This is a genomic window from Desulfosporosinus cupriresistens, from assembly GCF_001707885.1.
Lineage (GTDB): Bacteria > Bacillota > Desulfitobacteriia > Desulfitobacteriales > Desulfitobacteriaceae > Desulfosporosinus.
In genome coordinates, this window is record NZ_MASS01000119.1 from 1 (window position 1) to 2473 (window position 2473).

The window sequence follows — 2473 nt, forward strand, 5'->3', positions numbered from 1 at the left end:
GATTATATATTTATATTTTTGACTTAGGGTCAATTCATAGCGCTATTTTTCTTAATCTCTTCAGCTAGATGTTCCGCAATTTGATCAAACGCCGAGGATTGGTAATCTTCAAGTTTACCGTCATCTGATAAAGCAGCTAAAACAGGGTCAATCGGAAGTTCTCCCAGATAAGGAATAGAATTGCGCTGCGCTTCTGTCTGCCCTTTGGGCTTGCCAAAAATCTCGATCCGCTTATTACAATCCGGACATTGTACATACGCCATATTTTCTATCAATCCATAAATTGGAGGTTCATATTTCTGCGCCATTTTGACCGCTTTTCTTACAACCATATTTGCTAAAGCCTGAGGACTTGTCACGACAATAGTCCCATTTACGGGCAATGACTGGAATACCGTGATCGGCACATCTCCCGTCCCAGGGGGTAAGTCAATCAACAGATAATCTAAATCCCCCCAAATTACATCCTTCCAAAACTGATTGACAAGTTGAGCAATCATTGGTCCTCGCCATATTACTGGGTCATCTTCGTTTTCTAACAAGAGGTTTAGAGACATTACTTTAATACCAGAACGGCTTTTCGGAGCAATTAGTCCAGCCTCACTGCCATTCGCTTTTCCCTTTACTCCGAAGATTTTAGGAATACTTGGACCTGTAATGTCAGCATCCAAAATCCCAACTTTATACCCTTGCCTCTTCAGACTTATGGCTAACATGCTGGTTACAGAGGATTTACCAACGCCTCCCTTACCACTCATAACTGCAATGACCTTGTGAATATGGTTTACTTTTTGAGCCTCTGTCATTTTAGGTTCATTAGAACAACTGTCAGTGGTACAAGTACCCGCTGAGGAACAACTGCTACATGCCTCGCTCACACAAACTGCCTCCCTTACTTAGTGATGCCCATGATGTCCATGCTCTTGGCAGACTGACCCAGTACTCACAAGCGTTCCATTAGCATAAGACTTTGCCACATCAACCACTCTTCCTGAAGCCCCTGTTATCACTCCCAGCCCGACCGAGTTGATACCTGCAATCATACCACCGCCGATACCACCACAGATGAGCACTTCTACACCATTACGTTTAAACATACTGGCGAGTCCTTCATGCTGATGCGCGAGTCCTGCTGCGCTTAGAATTTCCACTTTGCGCGCTTCTTGACCCTCGATTTCAAACACTGTGAATTCTGCAGCTCGTCCAAAATGAGCATCTAAGACTTCACCGTTCGTTGGAATGGCTATCTTTTTGAACATATTTTCTCCTCCTATTTTGAAAACCCGTATCTATAATATTCTAAGACCTTTTGTAACTCACCTAGCTTAAGACGATAGTTGTTGACCCCCTGAAGATTCCGTCATTACAGGAGAAATTTTGGCCCAGATCTCACGAATCGCACTCGCAGCTGGACTATCATAACGGGTAATCGGGTACCCCAAAGCGATTGCTTTGGGCACCATCGGGTCGAAAGGAATTTTGCCAACTACTGAAACGCCCGACTGAGAACAAGCATCCTCAATCTCCTGTGAGACCTCTATGTTGATATCCCATTTGTTTATAATAACTTGTGTTGCAATCCTAAAATGCGCTGTTAATTTTAGGACTCGCTCTAAATCATGCTTTCCAGACTGAGATGGTTCTGTGACTACAAGTACCTGCTGACAGCCAGTGATTGTGGAAATCACCACACATCCGATCCCCGGGGATCCATCGATTAGCACCGCCTTGTTCTGGCATCGCGCCTCATCCCTAGCCAAGCGCCGCACTTCCGCAACTAACTTGCCCGAACCATCCGCAGCTAAATATAACTCCGCATGAGCGAATTCTCCCACATTCGTTTCCGACAGAAATACTTTACCAGTAGCCTCTGGGCAAAGCTGAATCGCTTGAGTTGAACAAGCATAAACACACGCTGCGCATCCTTCACAGCGCTTAGAACCAATATAAGGGAAAACGGTCTCTCCCTGAAGACCCTCCACTACTTGAACTTTCTCTGAGACCGCATCATAACGACAAACTTCCAGACAGCGACCGCAATGAGTACAGTGACTAAGGTTGATTCGAGCTGTCTGATTACCAACGTATTCGGCTTCTTTTTTGACATGGTGTGCCAGAACTAAATGTAAGTTGGGAGCTTCAACATCGCAGTCCGCAACAATCATTTGTTCAGCAAGCTCAGCGAAAGCTGCTGCCACCGTTGTCTTACCGGTCCCTCCCTTACCTGAAATGATGGCCATCTGCTTCATATTACTTCCCCCTCGGTTTTCCTCTGCTTGACTTCAGTTACAATCCGCTCACCCAGCGACTTGAATAAGTCATTCCACTTACTATCTTGCATCAAGGATTGGCCTCGGGAATAGATTTTTGCAATTTCCAAATCAAAAGGAATATTACCTAAGAGCGTAATGCCCTCTTGAGCACAGTACTCATGAATCAGGGTACCTTGATCATCTTTATTTTGAATAACCCC

General features: G+C 44.9%; 3 protein-coding genes and 1 pseudogene. All 4 read right to left on the reverse strand.

Features of this window, described 5'->3' with window-relative positions; genetic code table 11:
- Positions 1–29 precede the first annotated feature (29 nt).
- Positions 30–878 carry an Mrp/NBP35 family ATP-binding protein gene (locus DSBG_RS21395; RefSeq protein WP_068967025.1) on the reverse strand — a complete coding sequence of 283 codons (849 nt, stop codon included), beginning with the start codon at positions 876–878 and terminating at the stop codon, positions 30–32.
- Between the two features lie 18 nt (positions 879–896).
- Positions 897–1259 carry a NifB/NifX family molybdenum-iron cluster-binding protein gene (locus DSBG_RS21400; RefSeq protein WP_009622782.1) on the reverse strand — a complete coding sequence of 121 codons (363 nt, stop codon included), beginning with the start codon at positions 1257–1259 and terminating at the stop codon, positions 897–899.
- Between the two features lie 66 nt (positions 1260–1325).
- Entirely contained in the window at positions 1326–2249 is a 924-nt protein-coding gene (locus DSBG_RS21405) for an ATP-binding protein (RefSeq protein WP_068967027.1), read from the reverse strand.
- Positions 2246–2473, reverse strand: a pseudogene (locus DSBG_RS23355) (hypothetical protein); the annotation flags it as partial. The pseudogene DSBG_RS23355 and the gene DSBG_RS21405, both read right to left, overlap by 4 nt.